We start from the raw sequence: 25073 nt of genomic DNA on the forward strand, positions 1-25073 counted from the left end.
CTCAGGCGACCTTCCTTAGCCATGCCGCCGGATCGGCATCCGCGTCGGCCTCGCGCCCCAGCGCCCGCACCAGGTCGCCCATGCTCTTGAGATTGTGCATGGTCCTGAATTCGTCCACATGCGGCAGCATCGCCTTGATGCCGGCGGCGCGCGCCTCGAAGGCCTGGAAGCGCAAGAGCGGGTTGAGCCAGATGAAGCGCCGGCAGGAGCGCTGCACCCGGTCCATCTCGTGGGCGAGGCCCGCATCGACCTGGCGCTCCAGCCCGTCGGTGATCAGCAGCACGACGGCGCCCTGGCCGAGCACCCGGCGCGACCAGTCCTTGTTGAAGCGCTCGAGGCAATGGGCGATGCGCGTGCCGCCGTCCCAGTCCTTCACCAGGCGGCTGCACTGCTCCAGCGCCTCGTCCGGGTCGCGGGTGCGCAGCGCCCTGGTGATGTTGGTGAGGCGCGTGGCGAAGACGAAGGCGTGCACCCGCCGGCCCTGCTCGGAGACGGCGTGCAGGAAATGCAGGAACAGCCTGGAATAATCGGCCATGGAGCCGGAAATGTCGCACAGCGCCACGATCGGCGGATGCTTGACCGCCGGCCGGCGGAACTTGATGTCGACGACATGGCCGGCATTGCGCATGGCGGCCCGCATGGTGCGGCGCAGGTCGATGACCCGGCCCTCGCCCGGCACCAGGCGACGGGTCTCGACCAGGTCGACCGGCATGCGCAGGCGCACCATCTCGCGCTTGGCGAGAGCGATCTCCGCCGCGGTCATCTGGGCGAAATCCTTGTCCTTCAGCACCTCGCGCTCGGAGACGGTGAGCCTGGCGTCGAGCTCGAGCACCTTCTCCTCGGCCTGCTCCTTCGGCGCCTGCTTGAACATCGCCTCGTTGACGCGCTGGCTGCCGGCCTGAGGCCTCGCCTTCTTCTCCGAGCGGTCGACCGCCACCGGCGACATCATGGCGATGAGCTTGTCCATCAGGGCGCGCTTGCGCCAGAACAGGGCGAAGGCCTGCTCGAACAGGATGGACTGCTCGTGCCGCTTCACGAAGACGGCGTGCAGCGTCCAGTAGAAGTCGTCGCGGTCGCCGATGCGTGCGGTCTCGACGGCGGCGATGGCGTCCAGCACCGAGGCCGGGCCGACGGGCAGCCCGGCCTCGCGCAGGCAGCGGGCGAAATAGACGATGTTCTCGGCCAGATGCCCGGACGCCTCGCTCATCTCACTGCGCCGCCTGCAGCTGTGCGCGCATGCCGTCGATCAGGCGCTTGGCCTCGCTGCCGGACATGCGGGCGATGTCGTCCTGATACTTCAGGAGCACGCCGAGGGTGTCGGAGACCAGCGCCGGGTCGAGCGCGACGGCGTCGAGCTCGGTGAGGGCGGTGGCCCAGTCCAGGGTCTCGGCGACGCCCGGCGCCTTGAACAGGTCCTCCCGGCGGATGGCCTGGACGAAGGCCACCACCTCGCGCGACAGGCGCGCAGCCACGCCCGGCACCTTGCGGCGCAGGATCTCCAGCTCGCGCTCGGCGCTGGGATAGTCGACCCAGTGATAGAGGCAGCGCCGCTTCAGGGCGTCGTGGATCTCGCGGGTGCGGTTGGAGGTGATGATGACGATCGGCGGCTCCGGCGCCTTGATGGTGCCGAGCTCGGGGATGGTCACCTGGAAGTCGGACAGGACCTCGAGGAGATAGGCCTCGAAGGCTTCGTCGGTGCGGTCGAGCTCGTCGATCAGCAGCACCGGCGCGCCGGCGCCGGTGTCGCCGAGGGCCTGCAGCACCGGCCGGCGGTGGAGGAAGCGCTCGGAGAACAGCTCGCTGCCGAGGGTGGCGCGGTCGACGTCGCCGGCCGCCTCGGCCAGGCGGATCTCGACCATCTGCGCCATGGTGTTCCACTCGTACACGGCCGAGGCGATGTCGAGGCCCTCGTAGCATTGCAGGCGGATCAGCGGGCGGGCCAGCACCGTCGCCAGCACCTTGGCGATCTCGGTCTTGCCGACGCCGGCCTCGCCTTCCAGGAACAGCGGACGCTTCATGCGCAGGGCGAGGAAGAGCACGGTGGCGAGGTCCCGCCCGGCGACGTAGTCGGCGCCCGCGAGCAGCGTGGCGGTGGCGTCGATGGAGGCGGGGAGGGCAGGCGCTGGCGTCATCGGGAACTACCGGTCTTTCCTGGATCATGCAGCAGGCGGAGCCTGAAATAATGCTGCGCAGCGCGAAATGTCAGGGTGGAGGGCGCGATCCGAGGCCCTGGTCGGCGAAGGCTTTCGTGCAGCCCGGCCGTCGCCGCATCGAAGCAGCCGAAAGACCACCCGCGCGAGCGAACCCGGCTGTCGGAGGACATCGAGGTCCGTCTTCACGGCCATCACCGTCGCCCCGCCCGGGAGCGAGGTGCCGGCGGCGTCGACGATGGCGTCGACGCCGCGCCGGGTGGCCGCCGACCACGACCGCCACGCCGCCGACCCGCATCGTCATGGTCCCGAAACCGGCTGTTCGAGCGCCGCTCAGCGGCGCGCCGCCTCCACCGCGCGACGGGTCAGCACGCCGATGAGATGGGCACGATACTCGGCGCTGGCATGGATGTCACCGTTAAGGCCGTCGGGCGAAAGGGTGACGCCGTCGAGCGCCTTCGGCGTGAAGCGCGCGGTGAGCGCTTCCTCGGCGGCGGCATGGCGGAACACGCCGTCGGAGCCTGCGCCGGTGACGGCGACGCGCACGGTGCCGCGCCTGGCGACGAAGACGCCGACCAGGGCGTAGCGCGAGGCCGGGTTCGGGAACTTCTCGTAGGCGGCCCTGGAGGGGATCGGGAACGCCACGCGGGTGATGATCTCGCCCTCCTCCAGCGCGGTGCTGAACAGGCCGGCGAAGAACTCGTCCGCGGGGATGCGCCGCTTGTTGGTGATGATCGTGGCGCCGAGGGCCAGCGCCGCCGCGGGATAGTCGGCGGCGGGGTCGTTGTTGGCCAGCGAGCCGCCGATGGTGCCGCGCGCCCGCACCGCCGGGTCGCCGATCAGGCCGGCGAGGCGGGCGAGCGCCGGGATCGCCTCGGCGACGGCCGGGCTGGTCGCCACCCGGCCATGCGGCGTCATGGCGCCGATCACCACGACCCGGCCCTTGACCTCGATGCCGACGAGATCGGCGACGCCGCCGAGGTCGATGAGCCGGGACGGGCTGGCGAGGCGCTGCTTCATGGTGGGGATCAGCGTGTGTCCGCCGGCGAGCAGCTTGGCGTCTTCCGCCTTGGCGAGGGCGGCGACAGCGGCGCGGACAGAGGCCGGGCGCTGATAGTCGAAGGCGTACATGGGGTCCTCCCGATGGAGCGCGGACCGAGGGTCCACGAAGGATGCAAAAGCGTGGCCGGAAGCGGAGCTTCCGGCCGTCCCTGTCGTCACTCGGCCGCGGCCTTGAGCCGGTTCGCCCGCTGCACCGCCTGCCAGACCGCCTGGGGCGTCGCCGGCATCGGCACGTCCTCGCTGCCGATGGCGTCGGTGAGGGCGTTGATCACCGCCGGCGGGGCGGCGATCGCCCCGGCCTCGCCGCAGCCCTTGATGCCGAGCGGGTTGGAGGGGCAGCGCGTCTTGGTCATGCCGACGTTGAAGGAGGGCAGGTTGTCGGCGCGCGGCATGCAATAGTCCATGTAGGAGGCGGTCAGAAGCTGGCCGTCCTTGTCATAGACCGTGCCCTCCAGCAGCGCCTGGCCGACGCCCTGGGCGATGCCGCCGTGCACCTGGCCCTCGACGATCATCGGGTTGATCAGCTCGCCGAAATCGTCGACCGCGGTCCAGCGCTCGATGGTGGTGACGCCGGTCTGCGGATCGATCTCCAGCTCGCAGATATGCACGCCGGCCGGGAAGGTGAAGTTGGTCGGATCGTAGAACGCGCCCTCCTTCAGACCCGGCTCCAGCTCCTGGCCGGAGAACTTGTGGGCGATATAGGCCTGCAGCGCCACCTCGCCGAAGCCGAGCCCCTTGTCGGTGCCGGCCACGGTGAAGCGGCCGTCCTTGAACTCGATGTCGCCTTCGGAGGCTTCGAGCACGTAGGAGGCGACCTTCTTGCCCTTGGCGATCACCTTGTCGACCGCCTTGACGATGGCGGACATGCCGACCGCGCCGGAGCGCGAGCCGTAGGTGCCCATGCCGAACTGCACCTTGTCGGTGTCGCCGTGGACGATCGACACCGAGTTGATGTCGATGCCGAGCCGGTCGGAGACCAGCTGGGCGAAGGTGGTCTCGTGGCCCTGGCCGTGGCTGTGGGAGCCGGTGAGCACCTCGACCGTGCCGACCGGGTTGACCCGGATCTCGGCCGATTCCCACAGGCCGACGCCGGCGCCGAGCGAGCCGACCGCCGCCGAGGGCGCGATGCCGCAGGCCTCGATATAGGCGGAGTAGCCGAGGCCCCTGAGCTTGCCGTTCCTGGCCGAGGTCCGGCGGCGGACCGGGAAGCCCTTGACGTCGTGCAGCTCCATCGCCTTGTCGAGCGCGGCGGCATAGTCGCCCGCGTCATAGGCCATGATGACGGGCGTCTGGTGCGGGAACTTGCGGACGAAGTTCTTGCGGCGGAACCGGGCCGGATCGACGCCGAGCTCGCGGGCCGCGACCTCGACCAGGCGCTCGACCACGAAGGTCGCCTCCGGCCGGCCGGCGCCGCGATAGGCGTCGACCGGCGCGGTATGGGTATAGACCGCGTCGACCTCGGCATAGATCGCCGGGATGTCGTACTGGCCCGACAGCAGCGGGGCATAGAGATAGGTCGGCACCGAGGAGGAGAAGGTCGACATGTAGGCGCCGAGATTGGCGATCGTCTTCACCCGGAGGCCGGTGATCCTGCCGGTCTCGTCGACCGCCAGCTCCGCATGGGTGACGTGGTCGCGGCCATGGGCGTCGACCAGGAAGGCCTCGGTGCGGTCGCTGGTCCATTTCACCGGCCGGCCGACGCGCCGGGCCGCCCAGACGCACACGGTCTCCTCGGCATAGATGAAGATCTTCGAGCCGAAGCCGCCGCCGACGTCGGGGGCGATGACCCTGAGCTTGTGCTCGGGCGCGATGCCGACGAAGGCCGAGAGCACCAGCCGCGCCACATGCGGGTTCTGGGAGGTGGTGTAGAGCGTGAAGCTCTCGGTGCCGCTGTCATAGTCGCCGACCGCGGCGCGCGGCTCCATCGGGTTGGGCACCAGGCGGTTGTTGACGATCTCCAGCCTGGTGACGTGCGTGGCCGCGGCGAAGGCCGCGTCCGTCGCCGCCTTGTCGCCCAGCGCCCACTCGAAGATGGTGTTGTCGGGCGCGACGTCGTGCACCTGGGGGGCGCCCTTGGCCTGGGCCTTGGCGGTCTCGGTCACCGCCGGCAGGACCTCGTAATCCACCACGACGGCCTCGGCCGCGTCCTTGGCCTGCGCCAGCGTCTCGGCGATGACGACCACGACCTGGTCGCCGACATGGCGCACCTTGCCCTGGGCGAGCGCGGGATGCGGGCCGGCCTTCATCGGCGTGCCGTCCTTGGAATGGATCATCCAGCCGCAGATCAGCCCGCCGATCTTGTCGGCGGCGAGGTCCTCGCCGGTCAGGATGCCGACGACGCCGGGCATGTGCCGGGCCTTGTCGATGTCGATCGAGCGGATGGCGGCATGGGCATGGGGCGAGCGCAGGAAATAGGCATGGGCCTGGCCCGGCCGGTTGATGTCGCTGGTATAGTTGCCCTTGCCGGTGATGAAGCGAAGGTCTTCCTTGCGGCGCACCGAGGCGCCCACTCCGGTCGTGGTCATGACGAGTCCTCCAAATGAATTCTTGATTCGGCTTCGGCCGCGGCGGACGCGGCTTCGGATTCATTCAGCGGCTCGTCGGACCTCCGATCCGGCCATGGCGGCGGCACCCGCGGCGATGGCCTTGACGATGTTGTGGTAGCCGGTGCAGCGACAGATATTGCCCTCGAGCTCTTCGCGGATGGTGTGCTCGTCGAGGTTCGGGCCCTTGCGGTTCACCATGTCGATGGCGGACATGATCATGCCGGGCGTACAGAAGCCGCACTGCAGGCCATGATTCTCACGGAACGCCTCCTGCATCGGATGCAGCACGCCGTTGACCGCCAGGCCCTCGATGGTGGTGACCGAGCCGCCGCTGGCCTGCACGGCGAGGGTGGTGCAGGACTTGACCGCCGCGCCGTCGAGATGGACCAGGCAGGCGCCGCATTGGCTGGTGTCGCAGCCCACATGGGTGCCGGTCAGACGCAGGTTCTCGCGCAGGAACTCGACCAGCAGGGTGCGGGGGTCGACATCTGCGGTGACGGCCTTGCCGTTCACCGTCAGGGATACGGAAGCCATATGTGTCCTCCAAACGTTTGCGGGCGGGAAGCCCGGAATTCCTTGGCCATTGCGACACGGAAGGTTCGCGGGATTGGCAGGGAGCCGCGACCGATGTCGCAACCCTGGAAATAGTCTGAACTGCCCGGTTTTCGGGGTCAAGCTCGACGCAGCAAAAGTTCGACCCGGGATTCCGGGCCGTTTTTGCCGATTTTTTCGCGATCTTGTGTGCAGTGCGGCGTGCCGCCGCGAGAACCGGCCGGCCGGGCGTCAATGGCCCAGGGCGTGCTCGAGATAGGCGATCTGGAACGCCGGCATGCGCGCGCGCTGGATGTCCTCCAGGCGGGCGACGACATGCATGCGTGTCAGCTCCGGATTGGGCTCGGCCGCCAGGAAGCGCTCGATCCGGGCCTGCAGCGCGGCGCCGGGCAGGGGCGAGCGCAGGCGCTGCATCATGGCGATGCGCGGGCCGTGCACCAGGATGGTCCAGCCGGGCTCGACCGAAACCTCGGCCGGGCCGAGGCCGGTCTCCTCCTCCAGCTCGCGCAGCACCGAGCCGGCGAGGTCGACCCGGTCGCCGACGACGTCGGAGGGGTCCGGCGTGCCGGCTGCGAAGTAGATGGCGCCGGCATTGGCGGTGTGGTCGGCCATCTCGCCGAGCAGGAAGTGCCCCTCGGCCGAGGTCAGCGCCGCCATGGCGAAGCCGTTCCATCTTTCCGCGCCGGGATGGCCGAAGTCGCGCCAGGCCAGGAAGCTGGCATAGTCGGTCATGAGATAGCCGCCGGAGAACACCCCGTCTGCGATCGACCAGCGGTGCAGCAGCAGCACACGGCCGTTGAACAGGGCCGGCTTGTTCTCGACCACGCTCGCCCAATGCGCGGCGATCCGATCGCGGTTCTCCTCGGCGAAGGGCCAGGACCGTGGCTCGAACCGGGTATCGAGGGTGTGGACGTCGTGGATCGCGATGGCCTCAGACACGCAGCACGCCCTCGCCGACGATCACCGCGGCGCCCGATATGGCGGCGCCGATCAGTCGGCCGTCCACCACGGTCAGGCTGAGATCGATGAGCGAGGGGCGCCCCATCTCGAAGCCCTGCTCGATGCGCAGCCGATGGTTGCCGTCCGCAGGCGCCTCGAACGCCATGACCGCGCCGGCGAAGGCGGCGACGGCCGAGCCGGTGGCCGGGTCCTCCGGGATGCCGTCGCCGGGCGAGAACATCCGGGCACGGAAGGCGCTGCCGGGCAGGGCGGTCTCGCGCGTGTAGGCATAGGCCGCACCCAGGCCTTCCTGGCCGAAGGTCTCCTTCCACACCGAGGTATCGATGCGGATCCGCCCGAGCGCGGCGAGGTCGCGCACCGGCACCAGGCTGTAGGGAAAGCCGGCGCTGTAGACGGTCGGCCGGTGGTTGTCGAAGCCGATATCCCCGGCCTCCAGGCCGAGGGCCCGGGCGAGCCGATCGTCGTCCTTGGCCTCGCCGTCGCGCTCGGGCAGCTTGGGCAGCTCGAAGCGGGCGAAGGCACGCCCGCCGCCCAGCGTCACGGCGCAGGGCACGATGCCGATCGTCTCCTCCAGTCCGAACAGGATGTCGGTCGGCTCGTCGCCGTCGATGGCGTCGGGATGGTCGAGGCTCGCCAGGAGCACGGCGGTGCCGACGGTGGGATGGCCGGCGAAGGGCATTTCCAGGCCGGGCGTGAAGATGCGGATGCGGGCGCGGTGCCGCCGGTTTTCCGGCGGCAGCACGAACACCGTCTCCGACAGGTTGAACTCGCGCGCGATCCTCTGCATCGCGCCGGCATCCAGGCCCGCGGCATCGATCACGACGGCGAGGGGATTGCCGGCGAGCGGCGTGTCGGCGAAGACGTCGAGGGTGAAGAAGCGTCTGGGCATGGCTCGAACCGTTGCAGGGGGAGAGACCGGGCGTCGTCAGACCCGCTCGACGGGGAAGCGCCGGCTGGGCGCGACGAACTCGTCCTGCGCCTCCACCACCAGGATCTCGGTGGCGCCGGCCTCGGCGGTGCGCTTCAGCAGCCCGTAGATCGAGGCGGCGGCATTGCCCAGGGCCTCCGCCGCCGAGCCGCTGCGCTTCCAGTGGAGGTTGAACAGGGCGGCGATGGCGTCCCCGGCGCCGCTGGCGGCGATGGCGAGGCGCGGCGTGCGCACGCGCCAGAACCCCTCGCCGTCGGAGGCGGCGAGGTCGATGGCGTCGACCGGGGTCTCCTCGGTGATCAGCGAGGTGACCAGCACCACCTTGGGGCCGAGGGTGTGCAGCCGCGCCACCGCGGCCTTGGCGTCGTCGAGGCGCGTCACCGGCCGGCCGGAGAGCAGCTCCAGCTCGAACTGGTTCGGGGTGATCACGTCGGCCGCCGGCACGGCCTTGTCGCGCATGAACTCGGCGATGCCCGGGCGCACGAAGACGCCGGTGCCGACATCGCCGATCACCGGATCGCAGCAATAGGTGGCGGCCGGGTTGGCCTCGCGCACCCGAGCCACGGCCGAGAGGATGGCGGTGCCGATATCGGCCGAGCCCATATAGCCGGAGACCACGCCGTCGCAGCGCGGCAGCACGCCGCGCTGGGCGATGCCGTCCACGATCTCGTCGATCATCGGCCCGTCGAACACCCGGCCCTTCCAGGCGCCGTAGCCGGTATGGTTGGAGAACTGCACGGTGTGGATGGCCCAGACGTCGCAGCCGAGCCGCTGCATGGGAAAGACGGCCGAGGCATTGCCGACATGGCCGTAGGCGACCCAGGACTGGATGGAGAGAATGTTCATCGGCAGAAGCGGCACCGTTTCGGGAGCGGGATAACAGCACGGCAGGGCGCCGGGCGCGAACGAGAATTTGTGATGCGAGGGATCATGTCAGCCGCATGGCTGCGATGCAGGCCATGCCGGCCCGGGACCGGGGGCGGGTCTTCCCTGGTGCCTGCCCCATGCCCACATTCGGTCGACATTCCCTTATCAGGGCCTCTCCCATGCTCGACATGACGCCTTCCCTGGTCCTCGACGAGGACGCTTCTCCTTCCTCCACCCCGCAACCCGTCCCGGCCGGGGACGCGGCGCTGCTCGACGCCTATTCGCAGGCGGTGATCGACGTGGCCGAGCGGGTCGGCCCGGCCGTGGTCAAGCTCGACGTGCGCCAGGGCGGCCGTCCGGCCGGCTCCGGCTCGGGCGTGATCCTGTCGCCTGACGGGCTGGTGCTGACCAACAGCCACGTCGCCCAGGGCGCCGCGCGCGTCGGCGTGCAGACGCCGGACGGCCGGCATTTCGACGCGCGGCTGATCGGCGACGACCCCGACACCGATCTGGCGCTGGTGCATATCGAGCAGCCGGTGAGCCTGCCGACGGCGCGGCTCGGCGACAGCGCGGCGCTCCGGCGCGGCCAGGTGGCGGTGGCCATCGGCAACCCGCTCGGCTTCGAGGCGACGGTGACGGCCGGCGTGATCTCGGCGCTCGGCCGCTCGCTGCGCGCCAAGAACGGCCGGCTGATCGACGACGTGATCCAGACCGACGCGGCGCTCAACCCCGGCAATTCCGGCGGCGCGCTGGTGTCCTCGCGCGGCGAGGTGATCGGCATCAACACCGCCGTGATCATGGGGGCGCAGGGCATCTGCTTCGCCGTCGCCTCGAACACGGCGAGCTTCGTCATGGGCCAGATCATCCGCCACGGCCGGGTGCGCCGCGCCTCGATCGGCGTCGCCGCGCAGCCCGGGGCGATTTCGCGCCGCGTCCAGGTGGCGACCGGCATCGAGCAGGCGAGCGGGGTGATGATATCGGCGGTCGAGACCGGTAGCCCAGCCGACGGGGCCGGCTTGCTGATGGGCGACATCGTGGTGGCGCTCGACGGTCATCGCGTGTCGGGAGCTGACGACCTGATCCGGCTGCTCGACGAGACCCGGATCGGCCGCAGCGTCACGCTCGACGTGCTGCGCAACGGCCGGGTGCGGGTGTTCGAGCTGACGCCGCGCGACCGGCGGGGAGCATGACCCGTGGCGATATCCAGGCTGCAGTGATATCGTTGCATTCATTGATGTCACTGTGTGCCCGTTCCGACTGGGAGAAGTGAGCTTGGCCAGCATCACGATCCGGAATCTCGAGGATCCGCTGAAGGTGAAGCTTCGCCTTCAGGCTGCGCGTCACGGCCGATCGATGGAGGAGGAGGCGCGCACCATTCTTCGTGCTGCGTTGGTCGAGGAGCCGGGACTGCATGTTGTCGAGAGGATCAGGCGTCGCTTTGCGGATCTCGGCGGTGTCGATCTGCCGGATCCAAAGCGTGATGCTCTTCGCGAGCCGCCGGATTTTTCGGAGTGATCGTTCTTGATACGAATGTCCTGTCGGAGTTGATGCGCGCCCATCCGGATGAGGCGGTCGTGGCATGGTTGTTGGCCGTCCCTTCAGCCGACCTGTTCACGACCACCGTCACCCAAGCAGAAATTCTGTCTGGCTTGGCGTTGATGCCTGACGGGAAACGTCAACTCGCGCTGCGAGCAGCGGCGGAGCGCCTCTTTGCCGTGGATCTGGCCGGACGGATCCTACCTTTTGACAGCGATGCGGCCCATGCGTTCGCCAGGGTCGTCGTCGAGCGACGGAAGGCCGGTCGGCCGATTGGCAACCTCGACGCTCAGATCGCTGCTGTCGCCAGAGCAAAGGGCGCGGACGTAGCAAGTCGGAACGTCGAGGATTTCCGCGGCTGCGGTATCGTCGTGCGCAACCCCTGGAACGATTGATCTGGACGGGGGCTTGCCGAGAGAGAGGGATGGTCAGCCGGTCCGGTCAACCCCGTTCCACCGGCAGGCCGGCGGCGAGCCAGGCCTTCAGGCCGCCGCCGAGGTGGGTGTCGACGGAGAGGCCTGCGTCCTTCGCCATCTCGAGCGCCTTGAAGGAGCGCATGCCGACGCCGCAGGAGAACACCACGCGCTTGCGCTCGTCGGTCGGCACGTCGGCGGGATCGAAGCGCGAGAGCGGCAGGTTGACCGCGCCGGCGATATGGGCCTGGGCGAACTCGTGCGGCTCGCGCACGTCGACCAGGATGATCGAGCCGGCATCGAGCAGCGTCCTGGTCTCGTCGGCGTCGAGAGCGAAGAACGGGCCGTCTGGCATGGGCATGGGGCGAACTCGGATGGTACGGGCCTGATTCCCTACCAGATACCACGCCCGGCAGGAACCGGAAGGGCCCTCGGCTGTCCTCAGGCCCGCATCAGCCACGCATGGTCCGGATCGTTGTGGAACTTCCAGATCCGCTTCGGCCCGGCCATGACGTTGAGATAGTAGAGATCGTAGCCGTGCGCCGCCCCGACGGGGTGGTAGCCTCTCGGCACGAGCACCACGTCGCGGTCGCCGAAGCTCATGGTCTCGTCGAGCGAGCGGTCGTCGGTGTAGACGCGCTGCATGCCATAGCCCTGGGGCGGGGACAGGCGGTGATAGTAGGTCTCCTCCAGCAGGCTCTCGTCGGGAAGGGCGTCACGGTCGTGCTTGTGCGGGGGGTAGCTCGACCAGTTGCCGGACGGGGTGATCACCTCCACCACCAGGAGGCTCTCCGCATGCGGGCTGGAATCGGGGAGGATGTTGCGGACATGGCGGGTGTTGGAGCCCTTGCCGCGGGTCTCGAGGCCGACCTCGTCCGGGCCGATCAGCTTTGCCGGCAGGCGGCCGGTGCCCGGGGCGGCGCAGATCGCGAGCTCCGCCGGTCCCTCGGCCGTCACCGCATAATGCGCCTTGGCCGGCACGTAGACCGACCAGGGCGCGCCGTCGAACGGGCCGTTGCGCTCGCCGATCACGCCGAAATCGGTGCCCGCGGCGACGACGCGGACCTTGCCGGCGATGACCACCAGGCAGACCTCCTGGTCGCCGGTCTCGGCGCGCAGCGTCTCGCCGGGGCTGAGGTCATGGACCTCGAAGCCGACATAGGTCCAGCCTGCGGAAGCGGGCGTGACGCGGTGCACCGGCCCGCCGGCGCGGTTGGGCTTGAGCAGAAGCTTGGACATGGCATCCTCTCCGATCGGTCGCCCAACCTCGTTCAGGCGAGGCCCGTCTCCCGCAGCGTCCTGGTCAGGTGCGCATAGCCCTTCGTGGCGTATTGCAGCGGGTTCGCCTTCTTCGGGTCCTGCTCGGCCTCGACCACCACCCAGCCGGAATAGCCGGGCAGCTCGCGGAACACGGCGGTAAAGTCGATCATGCCGTCGCCGGGGACGGTGTAGACACCCTCGATGACGCTGTCGAGGAAGCTCCAGTCGCCGGCATCGGAGGCCTTGCGGACCGACTCCCGCACGTCCTTGGTGTGGACATGGCTGATGCGGCTGCGGTAGCGGCGGGCCAAGGCTGCAGGGTCGGCGCCGCCCCAGGTGGCGTGGCCGGTGTCGAGCAAGAGGTGGAAGGCCGGGCCCGTCGCCGCCATCAGCGCGTCGATGTCGGCCTCGGACTGGACGATCGTGCCCATGTGATGGTGGTAGACCAGGCGCAGGCCTTCGGCGAGGATGCGCTCGGCGAAGTCGGTGATGCGCGCGCCGTAGCCGGCCCACGCACCGGCCTGCAGCACGGGCCGCTGCGACAGCGGCCTGGTCCGGTCGCCATGGATGGCGTTCGAGGTCTCGGCGACGATGAACACCGTCGAGCCCATTGCCTTGAGCAGGTCGAGATGGGCGCGCGCCGCGGCGAATTCGGCCTCGGCGTCGCGGGTCAGGAGCGAGATGGAATGCCAGCCGCCGACGCAGGCGAGGTCGAACGGGGCCAGCGCCCGTTGCAGCGCCGCCGGCTCGCGCGGGAACTTGTTGCCGAGCTCCATGCCCTCGAAGCCGACCTCCCGGGCCTCGGCGAGGCAGGTCTCCAGCGGCGTCTCGCCGCCGAGCTCCGGCATGTCGTCGTTCGACCAGCCGATGGGGTTGGCCCCGATGCGGATAGGCATGGTGTCGGTCTCCAGGGTCTCGTCGGAGGATCGGGCCCCGTGGCCTCAATCCCCCAGATGCTGCAGGGCGCGTGCCTCGACATAGCGCCGGCGGGCGGCCTCGACCTCGCCGCGCACCGAGACCTCGGGCACGGCCACGTCCCACCAGGCCCCGCCGGCATCGGTGGAGGGCAGCGGGTCGGTGTCGATGACGATGACCGAGGTGGTCGTGGCGGCCCGCGCGGCCTGCAACGCCTCCTCCAGCTCGCCGATGCCCTTCGCCTTGACGGCGACGGCGCCGAGGCTGGCGGCATGGGCGGTGAAGTCGATGGCAGGCAGCGTCTCGTGGCGGGCATCGCGCAGGAGGTTGTTGAAGTTGGCGCCGCCGGTGGCCATCTGCAGCCGGTTGATGCAGCCGAAGCCTCGGTTGTCGAGCACGACGATGGTGAGCTTCACCCCGAGCATCACCGCGGTGGCGATCTCGGAATTGGCCATGAGGTAGGAGCCGTCGCCGACCATGACGACCACCTCGCGCGCGGGATCGGCCATCTTGACCCCGAGCCCGCCGGCGATCTCGTAGCCCATGCAGGAATAGCCGTATTCCATGTGGTAGCCGCCGGGCGCGCCGGCCTTCCACAGCTTGTGCAATTCGCCCGGCAGGCCGCCGGCGGCGCAGACCACCACGTCCGAGCGGGCGCCGGCGCGCTGCACCGCGCCGATCACCTGGGCGTCCGAGGGCAGCTCGGCATTGGTCGGGCCGGTGTAGCGGGCAGCCACCGTCTCCCAGTCCGCCTTGCCGTCCCTGGCCTTGCGGGTCCACGCGGCCGGGGCGGTCCAGTCGGCGAGGCCGGCCGAGAGCAGCTCCAGCCCGACCCTGGCGTCGCAGACCAGCGGCAGGCCGCGGTGCTTGACCGCGTCGAAGGGCTGGGTGTTGAGGCCGACGAGGCGCCGGCCCTCGCCCCTGAACAGGGCCCAGGAGCCGGTGGTGAAGTCCTGCAGGCGGGTGCCGACGGCGAGGACGAGGTCGGCATCCTCGGCGAGGCTGTTGGCCGCCGACGTGCCGGTGACGCCGACGGCGCCCATGGCGAGCGGATGATCGAAGGCGAGGGTGCTCTTGCCCGCATTGGTCTCGCTGACCGGGATGCCGTGCTTCTCGGCGAAGGCGGCGAGCGTGGCCTCCGCTTCCGAATAGAGCACGCCGCCGCCGGCGATGATCACCGGCTTGCGGGCGGCCTTGAGCGCGGCGAGGGCGGCGGCGAGCTCGTCCTCGTCCGGGCGGGGCCGACGGGGCGCCCAGATGCGCTCCTCGAACATCGAGACGGGATAGTCGTAGGCCTCGGCCTGGGTGTCCTGGCACAGCGCCAGGGTGACGGGGCCGCAGTCAGCCGGATCGGTCAGCACGGTCATGGCCCGGGCGAGCGCCGGGATGATCTGCTCTGGCCGGGTGATGCGGTCGAAATAGCGCGAGACCGGCCGGAAGCAGTCGTTTGGCGAGAGGGTGCCGTCGCCGAAATCCTCCAATTGCTGCAGCACCGGGTCGGGCCGCCGGTTGGCGAAGACGTCGCCGGGCAGGAGCAGCAGGGGCAGGCGGTTGACGTGCGCCACCGCAGCGGCGGTCACCATGTTGGTCGCGCCCGGCCCGATCGAGGAGGTGGCGGCCATGAAGCGGCGGCGGCGCGAGGCCTTGGCGAAGGCGGTGGCGGCGTGCGCCATCGATTGCTCGTTGTGGGCGCGGAAGGTCGGCAGGCTGTCGCGCACCTGGTAGAGCGCCTCGCCGAGCCCGGCGACGTTGCCGTGTCCGAAGATGGCGAAGACGCCGGCGAAGATCGGCAGCGTCTGCCCGTCGATCACCGTCTTCTGGGCGGCGAGGAAGCGCACCAGTGCCTGCGCCATGGTGAGGCGGACCGTGTTCATGACCATGTCTCCCGTCGCTGGTTCCCGAGGGTGAAATCCGTGCCCGGCCTCAGGCTGCCCTGTCCCGGCCGGCCGCACGCCGCCAGGCCTCGACCAGCCGGGCGAATTTCGCGGCCATGGCTTTGATGGCCGCCTCGTCGTCGATCTCGCCGCGCAGCCAGGCCCGGGCCGCGTCGTTGAAGATGGTGCGCCCGACAGCGAAGCCCTTCACGGTGGGCTCCTGCGCCGCCACGGCGAAGGCGGCTTCCAGATCCTCCTCCGGCGCCTCCAGGCCGAGCAGCACGATGCCGCGGCAGAGCGGATCGTTGCGCTCGATCGCCGCGCCCACCGCGCGCCAGGCGGCGGCGCTGGTCTGCGGCTCGAGCTTCCACCAGTCGGGCTTGATGCCGAGCCCGTAGAGCCGCTCGATGATCGAGGAGACGGTGTCGTCCTCCAGCGGCCCGTGCTTGCCCGCGATGATCTCGACCAGGAGCTCGCGGCCGACGAGGCGCGCAGCGCCGTAGAGCCGCAGCAGCTCGCGTTCCTGCCGCGCCTTCAGCTCCGGCGGGTCGTCGGGATGGTAGAAGCACAGGCACTTGATGGTGTGGCCGACCGGCCATTCCACGAGGCCGCTGCCGAGGTCGGCCGGCCCCTCGAACTCCAGCGGCCGGGAGCCGGGCAGCTCCACCGGGCGGCCGATCCAGAAGGGGTGGTCGGCGGCCCGGAACAGCGCCTCGCGACCGTGGATGCCGTCGATCAGCATGCCGAATCCCGGCTCGCCCCCGGCGACCCGCGCGGCCGCCTCGACCGCCAGCACCTTGAAGGCCGAAATGCGCTCGCGGCCGGCGCCGGCCTCGTCTGCCATCGCCTCCAGCTGCATGCGGTGGTCGATGGCGAACGCCATCAGGCTCGCCGGACCCGGGCGGCGGGTGGTGGCCCAGTGGATGTGGTTGAGGGCCTCGTCCTTGCGCAGCGCCTTGTGGGGGCTGCCGTGCTCGAGGAAAGCGCTCAGCTCCCGAAAGGTCGGGATCTCGGGCGAGCAGAGCAGGCGCGAGACGGCGAAGGCGCCGCAGGCATTGGCATAGCCGCAGCAGGTCTCCAGCGGCTCGCCGCGCAGCCAGCCGCGGAGGAAGCCCGACATGAAGGCGTCGCCCGCGCCGAGCACGTTGTAGACCTCGACCGGGAAGCCGGGGCCGCGCACGCCGTCGTCGAGCGAGGCCGGGATCGGCCCGGGGAAGACCACGCAGCCCATCGGCCCGCGCTTGCACACGATCGTGGCGGCGGAGACGGCGCGGATGCGGCGCAGCGTCTCCAGCGTATCCTCCGAGCCGCCGGCGATGTGCAGCTCCTCCTCGGTGCCGACGATCAGGTCGCAGTCGGGCAGGATGCTCATCAGGTGCCGGGTGACGTGCTCGGCCTTGATGTAGCGTCCGTCGCCGGCATCGTGGCCGGCGAGGCCCCAGAGGTTGGGCCGGTAGTCGATGTCGAACACGACCTTGCGGCCGTGCGCCTTGGCGATGCGGATCGCCTTGCGCTGGGCGGCGTCGGTGTTGGGCTTGGAGAAATGCGTGCCGGTGACGACGACCGCGGCGGCCGAGGCGACCAGCGCCTCGTCGACGTCGCCTTCGTCGAGCGCCATGTCGGCGCAATTGTCGCGGTAGAAGATCAGCGGAAACTGCTTCTCGTCGCGCACGCCGAGGATGACCAGGGCGGTGAGGCGGGTCGGGTCGGTCTTGACGCCGCTGACGTCGACGCCCTCGCGGACCATCTGCTCGCGGATGAAGCGCCCCATGGCCTCGTCGCCGACGCGGGTGATCACCGCCGAGCGCAGGCCGAGGCGGGCGGTGCCGATGGCGATGTTGGAGGGACAGCCGCCGACGGCCTTGGTGAAGCTGGCCATGTCCTCCAGCCGGCCGCCGACCTGCTGGCCGTAGAGGTCGACGGAGGCGCGGCCGATGGTGACGACGTCGAGCTGCGGTGCTGTCATCATGCTCCTCCCCGCGCCGCCGGGCGGCGTCGTTGTCCGTGGGCTCAGCCGGCCCCGCCTCGTGGCGGCGGGCGGACCACGACATCATCGCCGCGTGGACCGGGCGGATGAAGCCGTGCGGCGTCGCGGTTCCTACGAAACATATATTCTATTCTGTTGTCAATATGGAATTAAAATGCCATTTTGCGCCGTCCATGCCGATGCACCGCGCATGGGATGGGCGCGGCGCCCGCGCCGGACGGAAATGCGAGGCGGGCCTCGGAACGGCCTGCGAGGGGAGGACGACATGGTAGGGTTGGCGGTACTGGGGGCAGGGCGGATCGGCAAGATCCACGGGCGCAACGCGGCGCTGCACCCCAAGGCGAAGCTCGTCTCGGTCTCGGACCCGCATGGCCCCTCGGCCGATGCGCTGGCGGCGGAGACCGGCGCGGCCGTGCGCAGCCTCGAGGAGGCGGTGACGGCGCCCGATATCGACGCGGTGCTGATCTGCACGCCGACCACCACCCATGCCGACCTGATCGAGCGTGCGGCTCGAGCCGGCAAGGCTGCGTTCTGCGAGAAGCCGGTGGACCTGTCCTCCGAGCGCATCCGGACCTGCCTCGCCGTGGTGGAGCAGGCGGGCACGCCGCTGATGATCGGCTTCAACCGGCGGTTCGACCCGAATTTCGGGGCGCTGAAGCGGCGAATCGCCGAGGGGGCGATCGGCGCGGTCGAGCTGGTGTCGATCATCTCGCGCGATCCCTCGCCGCCGCCCGCTTCCTACATCGCCACTTCGGGCGGCCTGTTCCGCGACATGATGATCCACGACCTCGACCTCGCCCGCTTCCTCCTGGAGGAGGATCCGGTGGAGGTGCACGCGGTCGGCTCGTCCCTGGTCGACCCCGAGATCGGCCGGGCGGGCGATGTCGACACCGCGGCGGTGCTGCTGAAGACGGCTTCCGGCAAGATCTGCCAGATCACCAATTCTCGCCGGGCCACCTACGGCTACGACCAGCGCATCGAGGTGCATGGCCAGAAGGGCATGATTCGCGCCCATAACGTGCCGCGCACCACGGTGGAGCTCGCCACGTCGGCCGGCCTCCTGGCCGACCCGGTGCAGGACTTCTTCCTGGAGCGCTATGCCGATGCCTACCGGGCGGAGATGACGGCCTTCGTCGATGCGGTGACCGGCGGCGCGGCGCCGAGCCCGTCCGGCCAGGACGGCCTCAAGGCGCAGATCCTCGCCGACGCCGCCACCGAATCGGCCAGGACCGGGCAGGCGGTGCGGGTCTGAGAGCCGGACCCGAGGGGCGGCCGCGCCGGTTCGGCGGGTCGCTTCGCCGCCCGGTCCGTCGCCGATCCCGCCGATATCCCAGCCGGCTTCACGCGGCCGGCAGGGCGATCCTGGCCGTCAGCCCCTTCGGCTGGCGATCCAGCAGCGACAGCGTGCCGCCATGGGCCTCGACGATCGCCTGGGCGATGGACAGGCCCAGGCCGAAGCCGCTGGCCGCCGTCATGGTGCGGGCGGCGTCGCCGCGCACGAAGGGGGCCAGCATCGCCGTCTTGCTGTCGCCGGGGATGCCTGGGCCCTCGTCCATCACGTCGATGACGATGCCGGCGTCCTCGGCGGCGAGGCGCACCACCGCGCCGCCGCCATAGGTGACGGCATTCTGCACCAGGTTGGTCACCGCCCGGTTGATCTCCTCCGGCCGGGCGGTGACGGAGAGATGGTCCGGGCCGTCATAGGCCACCGCATCGCCGGTGTCGGCATGCTGGTCGCAGATGGTCTGCAGGGCGGCGGCGAGGTCGATCCGCGTCATCGGTTCGGCCGCGGCGCCGTCGCGCAGCATCGAGACGGCCGAATCGATCATCCGCGCCATCTGGTCGAGGTCGCTCAGGGTCTGGGCCCTGAGATGGTCGTCCTCGATGAACTCGGCGCGCAGCCGCAGCCGCGTGGTCGGCGTGCGCAGGTCGTGGCCGACCGCGGCCAGCATGCGCGTGCGGTCCTCGACCAGGCGGCGGATGCGCCGGTGCATGGCGTTGAAGGCGCGTGCGACCGTGCGCACCTCCTCCGGGCCGCGTTCGCGCAGGGGCGGGGCGTCGCCGGCAATGTCGAAATCGGCGGCGGCCTGGGCCAGGGCGGTGAGCGGCGCGGTCAGGCCGCGCGCGGCCCACACCGCCAGCAGGCCGGCACTGACGGCGAAGAACAGAAGGCCGAAGGTGAAGCTGTTGATCAGCGGCGGCAGGGGCGGCGGCGACAGGGCGATCAGCTCCGTGCCGTCCCGGAGCCGGATGCGCAGCACCATCTTGTCGCTTTCCGCATCGGGCTCCTCGGTGACCGTGACGCCGACGGAGCGGATGTCCCTGATGAAGTCGCTGTCCGCCGGCGGCCGGTCCCCGCCGGCCGGGGCCGCGCCCGCCGCGGGATGGATGACCATGTCGGGGAAGGCGCGGGCGGCGGCGGCGAGGATGCCCTCGCGCGCGGCGTTGTCCGGCGCCGCATCGAGCAGGCGAACGGTGGCGGCGAGGTGATTCTGCGGCGCGTGCCGGCCGCCCGGTCCGCCCTCGCGCCGCTCCAGGAAGAAGGCGGTGGTGACGATCGTCTGGATGACGACGATGGCGATCAGCACCAGAAGGGCGATCTGGCCGCCGATGCGCTGCGGCAGCAGGGAGAGCAGGCGCTCGTTCATGCCATGGTGACGTGCGGGGTGAACATGTAGCCGCCGGCCCGCACGGTGCGAATGAGCGAGGGGGCCTGCGGATCCGGCTCGATCTTGCGGCGCAGGCGGCTGACCAGGATGTCGATGCTGCGCTCGTGCGGCCCGGGCGCCCGCCCCTGGGTGAGCTCCATCAGCTTGCCGCGCGACAGGATGCGGCCGGAGCGCTCGCAGAAGACGCGCAGCAGGGCGAATTCGGCGCTGGTCACCGCAACGCGCTCGCCGACGGGGTTGGTGAGCCGGCTGAGCGTCAGGTTGGCGTGCCACCCGGCGAAGACATAGCTGTGCGGCCCACCCGGATCCTCGGCCGGATCGCTGCCTCGCCGCAGCACCGAACGGATGCGGGCCAGCAATTCGCGCGGGTTGAAGGGCTTGCCCATATAGTCGTCCGCGCCGATCTCCAGGCCGACGATGCGGTCGATGTCGTCGCTGCGCGCCGTCAGCATGATGATCGGCACGTGGGAGGTCGAGCGCAGGCGGCGGCAGATGCTGAGCCCGTCCTCGCCGGGCAGCATCAGGTCGAGCACGACCAGATCGATCCGGCTCTCGGCCATCAGCCGATCGAGGTCGCGCCCATCCTCGGCAGCCGATACGCGGCAATCATTGGCGGCGAGATAGCGGGCGACCAGGGCCCGGATTTCGTGATCGTCCTCGACCACGGCGATATGAGGCGAATGCATGGGGTGCCGGCGGATGTCCGATCTGATCTGCACGCCGGCCCGCTCCCCCGCACGAGACGGCCGGGCGCGAGCCGGCGCCATTATGCGCGGAATTTGCGGCCTTGGTGAGAAAATTTGTGTCGGAACGTTTCCGCAGCGCGTGTCGCCGGCGGGCGCGAGCGCCGCATCGGCGGGCATGAAAAAGGGGAGGTGCATCCACCTCCCCTTCCGGCCTGCGATCCGACCGGGATCGGGCCTTACTTGGCCGCCTCGGAGGCGAACTTGAAGTCCGGCGCCGACTGCAACTGCTCCTTGGTCATGTCGAGGATGCCGTGGTCGGGATAGTCGCGCACGGTGGTGTCGGCTGCGGGGACCGTCGCGGTCGTGGTTCCGCCGCCGGCCGCCGGCGCCGTGGTGGTCGCCGTGCCGGTGCCGGGAGCGGCCATGCCGACGGTCGCGGTCTGCAGGGCCTTGTCCTCCCATTTGATGGCGGTATAGGGCAGGGCGACGTTCTTCTGGCCGATGCCGAGGAAGCCGCCGACGCCGATCACCACGGCCTTGATGTTGCCGGCCTTGTCGACCACGAGCTCGTTCACCTCGCCGATCGACTGCTGGTCGGAGTTGTAGATGTTGACGCCGACCAGCTTGGTGGCACGGTACTGGCCGACAGGGGCCTGGGTGATGAAGTCGGCGCCCGCCGGGGTCGCGGTCGTCGGGGCCGGCGAGGTGGCGGCCGGCGGGTTCTGCGCCGGGGTCGTCTGCGCCAGGGCCGGCGTCGCGGCGATGGTCGACAAGGCAACAACCCAAGCGAGTGTCGTACGGGACATTGTATTCTCCTCCATGAACGGGATCCACTGCCTTGGAAACGGTGGAGGGCCGCTCTTGTTCCCTTACGCTATCGTTCAGTACGCTATCGTCCAGCCTGTGTCCGCCTGCCGGAACGGGCGCGCGCCGCATCGGGCCCGTCATGTCGGGGTGGCGCAGTGCTGCAATCGCAAGTAGCTGATCCCGCCGGCGCGTCCGGCGTCATGCGGGTCACTCCAGGCCGCGCTTCTCGGCGATGCCGACGGCCAGGGTCATCGCCAGCGCGAAGGTCGCGGCGAGCGAGCGGAAGGCGCCGTGGTCCGCCTCGACCACGTCGAGGCGGACGGCGGCGAGGGCGGCGAGCGGGCTGAACGGGCTGTCGGTGACGGCGACGATCCTGAGGCCGCGCCGGGCCGCGGCCTGGGCGAGGTCGAGCGTGGCGGGCGCATAGGGCGTGAAGCTCAGCGCCAGCACCACGTCGCGCGGGCCGGCGAGCGCCATCTGCTCGGGGGCGAGCTGGGCGACGTGGTCGATCAGCGCACAGCGCACGCCGAGCTTGCCGAAGGCATAGGCGAGATAGGCGGCCACCGGGAAGAGGCGCCTGGCGCCGAGCAGGTGGATGATCTCGGCCTCGGCCAGAAGATCGATGGCGCGGTCGATCAGGGCGGGATCGGCCGAGGCGCGCAGGCGATCGAGCGACACGGCCGCAGCCTGGGTGAAGCCTTCCAGCAGCGATGCCGAGATCGAGCCGGCGCCGCCGGCGCTGCGCAGCAGGGCCACGCGCTCGCGATAGTCGGGAAAGCGCTCCTTCAGCCGGCTGCGGAAGATCTGCTGCAGCTCGGAGAAGCCGTCATAGTCCAGCGCCTTGGCGAAGCGCACCAGCGTGGACGGCTGGACGCCCGCCCGCGCCGCCACCTCCGCCGCCGTGCCGAGGGCGACCTCGTCGGGGTGCTCGGTCGCGAAGGCGGCGACCTGCCTCAGACGCTTGGGCAGGCTCGCGGCCTGCGCCGCCAGGCGGGCGGCGAAGTCGTCATAGTCCGTCGCGGCGCTGTCGGGCATCGCTGAAGCCATGGTCATGAACGCTGCGCTCCTGTCCGATCCATCCGGCCGTACGGCCGGCGCCTCAGGCCGAATTCCGTGCGATCGGGGTGAAATTACCGTCATCGCGGCGATTGCGCGACGGGCCGCCGCCGGCTTCGCCGCGCTCACGCCACCGATCCCTCCCCTGCGCCGGCCGGTTCGACGGCCTTGACAGCTGCTTCTCAAAATGGAATAAGAATTTCGTTAATGCAACAAAAAGAACCGATCATTCCATTTCGGTCGCGCACTTCGGAACGGAAACGGCGGGGCGGCGGTTCGAGGCCGCATCATGCCGGCGGTCCCAACTTCCCGAGGTTTCGGATCGCGCCATGTCGCGAGGGCGAGCCCGGACCAAACCGAACCCAAGACTCTGGAGGAACCCCATGAAACGTCTTCTCGCCGGGCTCGCCGCCGCGGTCGCTTTCGCCGCCGTCGCCGCGACGCCGGTGGCCGCCCAGGACATCCACATCATCGTCGTCAGCCATGGCCAGGCCAACGACCCCTTCTGGTCGGTGGTCAAGAATGGCGTCGTCGCCGGCGCCAAGGATGCCGGCGTGCAGGTCGACTACCGCGCCCCCGAGACCTTCGACATGGTGGCGATGAGCCAGCTCATCGACGCGGCCGTGGCGCAGAAGCCGAACGGCCTGATCGTCTCGATCCCCGATGCCTCGGCGCTCGGCCCGTCGATCAAGAACGCGGTGGCCGCCGGCATTCCCGTCATCTCGATGAACTCCGGCTCCGACGTCTCCAAGTCGCTCGGCGCGCTGCTGCATGTCGGCCAGGACGAATATCCCGCCGGCAAGGCCGCCGGCGAGAAGCTCAAGGAGATGGGCGGCAAGGTGGCGCTCTGCGTCAACCAGGAGGTCGGCAACGCCGCGCTCGACGCCCGCTGCAAAGGCTTCTCCGACGGCTTCGGCGGCAAGGTGACGGTGGTGCCGGTGTCGAACGAGCCGGCCGACGTCAACGCCAAGGTCAAGGCGGCGCTCGCGGCCGACACCAGCGTCGACACCATCCTGGCGCTGGGCGCCGGCACCGCCGGCGAGCCGTCGCTGGCCGCGGTCAAGGAATCCGGCCTGACCGGCAAGATCAATGTCGCGACCTTCGACATGTCCGCCACCTTCCTCAAGGCGATCGCCGCCGGCGAGGCCGCCTTCGCCATCGACCAGCAGCAGTTCCTGCAGGGCTACCTGCCGGTGATCTTCCTGGCGAACTACGCCAAGTACGGCCTGATCCCCGGCGGCAACGTGCCCTCGGGCCCGAACCTGATCACCAAGGACAAGGCGGCGCAGGTGGTCGAGCTCTCGGCCAAGGGCATCCGCTGAGGTCCCGGGTGGCTTCCGCCTTCGGCGCGGAAGCCATCTCCCGCCGCGCCGGCGGCGTCACGGCCGCTGCTGCGGCCCCAGAGTCATCCGGGGTCTTCGACCCCTCATGGTCGCCAGGGGAGGGCGCAATGACGCATACCAGGGAAGCAGTGGGCGTGGGCCAGGTCCAGCCGGCCGCCAAGGCGGACGAGCGCGTGCGGCAGGTTTCCGCCCTGACGCAGCTGATGCGCCGGCCGGAGCTCGGCGCCATGGCTGGCCTCGTCTTCGTCGTCGTGTTCTTCGCGATCACGGCCCGGCCAGGCATGTTCACGCTCAACGGCCTCCTCGTGATCCTGGACTATGCCTCCACGCTCGGCATCGCCGCCATCGCCGCGGCGCTCCTGATGATCGGCGGCGAGTTCGATCTTTCCATCGGCTCGATGGTGGCCTTCACCGGCCTGGTCTTCGCCACGGCGGTGACCGCCATGGGGCTGCCGCTGATCCTCGCCATCCCCTTCACCTTCGTGGTGGCGATGGCGCTCGGCGCCCTCAACGGCCAGCTGGTCATCCGCACGAGGCTGCCCTCCTTCATCGTGACGCTCGCCTTCCTGTTCATCCTGAGCGGCGCCACGCTGGTCGGCCTCAAGAAGGTCACGGGCGGCAACACCCAGCTCAGCGGCGTCAAGGACGTGGTCGGCGACGGCGTGCTGGTCTCGATCTTCTCCGGCAAAGCCTTTCCCGGCCTGTTCGTCTGGATGGCGGACAAGGGCTGGATCGCCAAGTTCGCCGACGGCACGCCGTCGATCAAGGGGGTGCCGGTGTCGATCCTGTGGTTCGTCGGCCTCACGGTGGTCGCGACCTGGGTGCTGCTGCGCACCCGCGTCGGCAACTGGATCTTCGCGGCCGGCGGTCATCCCGACGCGGCGCGCAATTCCGGCGTGCCGGTGACGCGGGTGAAGACCGGCCTCTTCATGCTGACCGCAAGCGCCGCGGCGCTGACCGCCATCATCACCGTTCTGAACACCGGTTCGGCCGACGCCAAGCGTGGCGATCTCCTGGAGTTCAAGGCGATCATCGCGGCCGTGATCGGCGGCTGCCTGCTCACCGGCGGCTACGGCTCGGCGATCGGCGCCTTCATCGGCGCGCTGATCTTCGGCATGGTGTTCGATCGGCCTCGGCTTCACCACCTTCGACGCCGACTATTTCAAGGTGTTCCTGGGGGCGATGCTGCTGATCGCGGTGCTGCTCAACAACTACATCCGCAGGAAAGTGACGGGAGAGCGCTGACCATGGCCAGGGATGAAGCAACCACGCAGAAGCCGGCGCCGATCATCGAGGTTCGCAACATCGTCAAGCAGTTCGGCTCGGTGATCGCGCTGTCCGGCGTGTCGATGTCGGTCGGGGCCGGCGAGGTTCTGTGCCTGCTCGGCGACAACGGCGCCGGCAAGTCGACGCTGATCAAGACGCTGTCGGGGGTGCACAAGCCGAGCTCGGGCGACTTCCT

23 protein-coding genes and 1 pseudogene are annotated in these 25073 nt (G+C 70.0%); 7 read left to right on the plus strand and 17 right to left on the minus strand.

The annotated features are described in order from the left end of the window. Position 1 precedes the first annotated feature (1 nt). From QO011_RS39560 to pdxY, 8 genes are all read right to left on the minus strand, one after another. Positions 2-1207, minus strand: coding sequence for a vWA domain-containing protein (locus tag QO011_RS39560; RefSeq protein ID WP_307285321.1), 1206 nt, complete (start codon positions 1205-1207; stop codon positions 2-4). A gap of 1 nt (position 1208) precedes the next feature. Then, on the minus strand, positions 1209-2132 hold the full coding sequence (locus QO011_RS39565) for an AAA family ATPase (protein WP_307285324.1): 924 nt from the start codon (positions 2130-2132) through the stop codon (positions 1209-1211). A gap of 351 nt (positions 2133-2483) precedes the next feature. Beyond that, a complete protein-coding gene (locus tag QO011_RS39570; RefSeq protein WP_307285327.1) occupies positions 2484-3281 on the minus strand; it encodes an FAD binding domain-containing protein in 798 nt (265 codons plus the stop codon). A gap of 86 nt (positions 3282-3367) precedes the next feature. Beyond that, complete coding sequence (locus QO011_RS39575) at positions 3368-5737, minus strand: xanthine dehydrogenase family protein molybdopterin-binding subunit (protein WP_307285330.1); 2370 nt, start codon at positions 5735-5737, stop codon at positions 3368-3370. Between the two features lie 60 nt (positions 5738-5797). Further along, a complete protein-coding gene (locus tag QO011_RS39580) occupies positions 5798-6292 on the minus strand; it encodes a (2Fe-2S)-binding protein (RefSeq protein ID WP_307285333.1) in 495 nt (164 codons plus the stop codon). Positions 6293-6541: 249 nt separating this feature from the next. Further along, positions 6542-7249: an NUDIX hydrolase gene (locus QO011_RS39585; RefSeq protein ID WP_307285335.1), complete on the minus strand. Its 708-nt coding sequence runs from the start codon at positions 7247-7249 to the stop codon at positions 6542-6544. Further along, complete coding sequence (locus tag QO011_RS39590; protein ID WP_307285337.1) at positions 7242-8159, minus strand: PhzF family phenazine biosynthesis protein; 918 nt, start codon at positions 8157-8159, stop codon at positions 7242-7244. The genes QO011_RS39585 and QO011_RS39590 overlap by 8 nt, the downstream gene beginning before the upstream one ends. Positions 8160-8195: 36 nt before the next feature. Further along, the gene (gene pdxY / locus QO011_RS39595; protein WP_307285339.1) at positions 8196-9044 is read right to left on the minus strand and encodes a pyridoxal kinase PdxY; all 849 of its coding nucleotides are present in this window, start codon (positions 9042-9044) and stop codon (positions 8196-8198) included. 200 nt (positions 9045-9244) lie between these two features. On the opposite strand from pdxY, the gene QO011_RS39600 reads away from it, so the two are divergent. The 3 genes from QO011_RS39600 (at position 9245) to QO011_RS39610 (ending at position 10996) form a co-directional block, all read left to right on the plus strand. Further along, positions 9245-10255, plus strand: coding sequence for a S1C family serine protease (locus QO011_RS39600; protein WP_307285341.1), 1011 nt, complete (start codon positions 9245-9247; stop codon positions 10253-10255). A gap of 82 nt (positions 10256-10337) precedes the next feature. Continuing rightward, positions 10338-10580: a FitA-like ribbon-helix-helix domain-containing protein gene (locus QO011_RS39605; protein WP_307285344.1), complete on the plus strand. Its 243-nt coding sequence runs from the start codon at positions 10338-10340 to the stop codon at positions 10578-10580. Further along, positions 10577-10996, plus strand: a complete 420-nt coding sequence (locus tag QO011_RS39610) for a type II toxin-antitoxin system VapC family toxin (protein WP_307285346.1) — start codon at positions 10577-10579, stop codon at positions 10994-10996. Before QO011_RS39605 ends, QO011_RS39610 begins: the two co-directional genes overlap by 4 nt. Positions 10997-11042: 46 nt before the next feature. Here the strand turns inward: QO011_RS39610 and QO011_RS39615 are convergent, their stop codons facing one another. From QO011_RS39615 to QO011_RS39635, 5 genes are all read right to left on the minus strand, one after another. Next, positions 11043-11375, minus strand: a complete 333-nt coding sequence (locus tag QO011_RS39615; protein WP_307285349.1) for a rhodanese-like domain-containing protein — start codon at positions 11373-11375, stop codon at positions 11043-11045. An 80-nt stretch (positions 11376-11455) separates the two neighbouring features. Continuing rightward, positions 11456-12253, minus strand: coding sequence for a 5-deoxy-glucuronate isomerase (gene iolB / locus QO011_RS39620; protein ID WP_307285352.1), 798 nt, complete (start codon positions 12251-12253; stop codon positions 11456-11458). Positions 12254-12285: 32 nt separating this feature from the next. Beyond that, positions 12286-13170, minus strand: coding sequence for a myo-inosose-2 dehydratase (iolE, locus tag QO011_RS39625; protein ID WP_307285354.1), 885 nt, complete (start codon positions 13168-13170; stop codon positions 12286-12288). 45 nt (positions 13171-13215) lie between these two features. Then, entirely contained in the window at positions 13216-15063 is a 1848-nt protein-coding gene (iolD, locus tag QO011_RS39630; protein ID WP_307285357.1) for a 3D-(3,5/4)-trihydroxycyclohexane-1,2-dione acylhydrolase (decyclizing), read from the minus strand. Positions 15064-15112: 49 nt separating this feature from the next. Continuing rightward, a complete protein-coding gene (locus QO011_RS39635; RefSeq protein WP_370882077.1) occupies positions 15113-17032 on the minus strand; it encodes a bifunctional 5-dehydro-2-deoxygluconokinase/5-dehydro-2-deoxyphosphogluconate aldolase in 1920 nt (639 codons plus the stop codon). A 283-nt stretch (positions 17033-17315) separates the two neighbouring features. On the opposite strand from QO011_RS39635, the gene iolG reads away from it, so the two are divergent. Then, on the plus strand, positions 17316-18302 hold the full coding sequence (iolG, locus tag QO011_RS39640; protein WP_307285361.1) for an inositol 2-dehydrogenase: 987 nt from the start codon (positions 17316-17318) through the stop codon (positions 18300-18302). 88 nt (positions 18303-18390) lie between these two features. Here iolG and QO011_RS39645 read toward each other — a convergent pair whose 3' ends face one another. From QO011_RS39645 to QO011_RS39660, 4 genes are all read right to left on the minus strand, one after another. Continuing rightward, complete coding sequence (locus tag QO011_RS39645) at positions 18391-19698, minus strand: ATP-binding protein (RefSeq protein WP_307285365.1); 1308 nt, start codon at positions 19696-19698, stop codon at positions 18391-18393. After that, on the minus strand, positions 19695-20405 hold the full coding sequence (locus tag QO011_RS39650) for a response regulator (RefSeq protein ID WP_307285388.1): 711 nt from the start codon (positions 20403-20405) through the stop codon (positions 19695-19697). Before QO011_RS39650 ends, QO011_RS39645 begins: the two co-directional genes overlap by 4 nt. Before the next feature lie 236 nt (positions 20406-20641). Next, positions 20642-21211 carry a PRC-barrel domain-containing protein gene (locus tag QO011_RS39655; protein WP_307285368.1) on the minus strand — a complete coding sequence of 190 codons (570 nt, stop codon included), beginning with the start codon at positions 21209-21211 and terminating at the stop codon, positions 20642-20644. 208 nt (positions 21212-21419) lie between these two features. After that, positions 21420-22265, minus strand: a complete 846-nt coding sequence (locus tag QO011_RS39660) for a MurR/RpiR family transcriptional regulator (protein WP_307285371.1) — start codon at positions 22263-22265, stop codon at positions 21420-21422. A gap of 386 nt (positions 22266-22651) precedes the next feature. On the opposite strand from QO011_RS39660, the gene QO011_RS39665 reads away from it, so the two are divergent. The 3 genes and pseudogenes from QO011_RS39665 to QO011_RS39675 all read left to right on the plus strand — a co-directional run. Continuing rightward, positions 22652-23590 carry a sugar ABC transporter substrate-binding protein gene (locus QO011_RS39665; protein WP_307285374.1) on the plus strand — a complete coding sequence of 313 codons (939 nt, stop codon included), beginning with the start codon at positions 22652-22654 and terminating at the stop codon, positions 23588-23590. Between the two features lie 128 nt (positions 23591-23718). Next, positions 23719-24856, plus strand: a pseudogene (locus QO011_RS39670) (ABC transporter permease). A 104-nt stretch (positions 24857-24960) separates the two neighbouring features. Then, on the plus strand, positions 24961-25073 hold a 113-nt coding region (locus QO011_RS39675; RefSeq protein ID WP_307285391.1), incomplete at its 3' end, for an ATP-binding cassette domain-containing protein.

This window comes from Labrys wisconsinensis (assembly GCF_030814995.1).
Lineage (GTDB): Bacteria > Pseudomonadota > Alphaproteobacteria > Rhizobiales > Labraceae > Labrys > Labrys wisconsinensis.

Coding starts and splice junctions, on each gene's coding strand:
- QO011_RS39560 (WP_307285321.1), bottom strand. CDS start 1,207: ATGAGCGAGGCGTCCGGGCATCTGGCCGAGAACATCGTCTATTTCGCC.
- QO011_RS39565 (WP_307285324.1), bottom strand. CDS start 2,132: ATGACGCCAGCGCCTGCCCTCCCCGCCTCCATCGACGCCACCGCCACG.
- QO011_RS39570 (WP_307285327.1), bottom strand. CDS start 3,281: ATGTACGCCTTCGACTATCAGCGCCCGGCCTCTGTCCGCGCCGCTGTC.
- QO011_RS39575 (WP_307285330.1), bottom strand. CDS start 5,737: ATGACCACGACCGGAGTGGGCGCCTCGGTGCGCCGCAAGGAAGACCTT.
- QO011_RS39580 (WP_307285333.1), bottom strand. CDS start 6,292: ATGGCTTCCGTATCCCTGACGGTGAACGGCAAGGCCGTCACCGCAGAT.
- QO011_RS39590 (WP_307285337.1), bottom strand. CDS start 8,159: ATGCCCAGACGCTTCTTCACCCTCGACGTCTTCGCCGACACGCCGCTC.
- pdxY (WP_307285339.1), bottom strand. CDS start 9,044: ATGAACATTCTCTCCATCCAGTCCTGGGTCGCCTACGGCCATGTCGGC.
- QO011_RS39600 (WP_307285341.1), top strand. CDS start 9,245: ATGCTCGACATGACGCCTTCCCTGGTCCTCGACGAGGACGCTTCTCCT.
- QO011_RS39615 (WP_307285349.1), bottom strand. CDS start 11,375: ATGCCCATGCCAGACGGCCCGTTCTTCGCTCTCGACGCCGACGAGACC.
- iolB (WP_307285352.1), bottom strand. CDS start 12,253: ATGTCCAAGCTTCTGCTCAAGCCCAACCGCGCCGGCGGGCCGGTGCAC.
- iolE (WP_307285354.1), bottom strand. CDS start 13,170: ATGCCTATCCGCATCGGGGCCAACCCCATCGGCTGGTCGAACGACGAC.
- iolD (WP_307285357.1), bottom strand. CDS start 15,063: ATGAACACGGTCCGCCTCACCATGGCGCAGGCACTGGTGCGCTTCCTC.
- QO011_RS39635 (WP_370882077.1), bottom strand. CDS start 17,032: ATGATGACAGCACCGCAGCTCGACGTCGTCACCATCGGCCGCGCCTCC.
- iolG (WP_307285361.1), top strand. CDS start 17,316: ATGGTAGGGTTGGCGGTACTGGGGGCAGGGCGGATCGGCAAGATCCAC.
- QO011_RS39645 (WP_307285365.1), bottom strand. CDS start 19,698: ATGAACGAGCGCCTGCTCTCCCTGCTGCCGCAGCGCATCGGCGGCCAG.
- QO011_RS39650 (WP_307285388.1), bottom strand. CDS start 20,405: ATGCATTCGCCTCATATCGCCGTGGTCGAGGACGATCACGAAATCCGG.
- QO011_RS39655 (WP_307285368.1), bottom strand. CDS start 21,211: ATGTCCCGTACGACACTCGCTTGGGTTGTTGCCTTGTCGACCATCGCC.
- QO011_RS39660 (WP_307285371.1), bottom strand. CDS start 22,265: ATGACCATGGCTTCAGCGATGCCCGACAGCGCCGCGACGGACTATGAC.
- QO011_RS39665 (WP_307285374.1), top strand. CDS start 22,652: ATGAAACGTCTTCTCGCCGGGCTCGCCGCCGCGGTCGCTTTCGCCGCC.